The sequence below is a fragment of the Neptunitalea chrysea genome (genome assembly GCF_027924145.1).
GTDB classification, from domain to species: domain Bacteria; phylum Bacteroidota; class Bacteroidia; order Flavobacteriales; family Flavobacteriaceae; genus Neptunitalea; species Neptunitalea chrysea.
Genome location: NZ_BRVP01000062.1, coordinates 1 through 1,227 on the forward strand (window position 1 = coordinate 1; position 1,227 = coordinate 1,227).

Annotated in this window: 1 protein-coding gene and 1 pseudogene; both read left to right on the forward strand. The window is 34.0% G+C overall.

What is annotated here, in order from left to right:
• Positions 1-516: pseudogene (locus NBRC110019_RS16680) on the forward strand (hypothetical protein); the annotation flags it as partial.
• A gap of 5 nt (positions 517-521) precedes the next feature.
• Positions 522-1,112: a DUF6705 family protein gene (locus tag NBRC110019_RS16685; protein WP_281756602.1), complete on the forward strand. Its 591-nt coding sequence runs from the start codon at positions 522-524 to the stop codon at positions 1,110-1,112.
• Positions 1,113-1,227: the final 115 nt, after the last annotated feature.

Genomic DNA, 1,227 nt, shown 5'->3' on the forward strand with positions numbered 1-1,227 from the left:
ATAGAAAACCAAGCAGATTATGCAGAAGCCCCTGACAGTACGCCTTATTACTATAAAGACATCAATCATGTTTTAGATAAATTTATGGGCACATGGGAAGTAACTAGCGGTACCGAGTATTTAAAAATAAACATTTATAAAACAACTAAGTACACCTTACAAGAACCGTTATATGATAGTAATGACTATCAAGACATACTTACGGTTACTTTAATATCCTATAAAAAAAATAATATTGAACTGTATAATAATTATACAGTCGCTACTGTCTACTCTCCAATTTACCTATTAGATTTAAATACGGCTATGTTTGACTACTACGAACCTACCACAGGATGCGAAAGAAATATAGTAGGGGATTTAACGTTAACGTATATACCAAGCCAAGGAGCTAATGGCCAACTACAATGGCATAGAAACACCTATATCAATGAAGGTACACAATGCTTTAACGGAGGTACCGTTGATAGGTCTGAATTTTTAATCCCTAGAGATTTAACGCTACAGAAATTATAAAAAATATGAAACTGGTTTTCTATGTGCTAATAAGTTGTTTTTGGGTTGCCGTGGGGTATACACAAGAGCAAGTTGTTCCTATAGAAAACCAAGCAGATTATGCAGAAGCCCATGACAGTACACCTTATTACTATAAAGACATCAATCATGTTTTAGATAAGTTTATAGGCACATGGGAAGTAACTAGTGGTACCGAGTATCTAAAAATTAACATAACCAAATTAACAAAACGATCTTTAGATGAACCTTTATATGAAAGCAATGACTATCAAGACATCCTGAAAGTAACTTTAGTGTCCTATAAAAAAAATAATATTGAAGTCTATAATAATTGCGCTATAGCTATAGTCTATTCTCCTATTTACCTATTAGATGTTAATACGGCTAAGTTTTATTATCATGAACCTACCACAGGTTGTAAAAGAAATAAAGGTGGGAACCTAACGTTAACCTACCTACCAAACCAAGGAAGTAATGGCGAACTACAATGGCATAGAGATACCTTCATTCATGAAGGTGCGCAATGCTTTAACGGAGGTACCGTTGATAGGTCTGAATTTTTAATTCCGAGAGATTTAACACTGCAAAAACTGTAAAAATATGAAACTGATTTTCTATGTATTAATAAGTTGTTTTTGGGTAACCTTGGGGTATACCCAAGAGCAAATTGTTCCTCTAGAAAACCAATCAGATTATGCAGAAGCCCCTGAA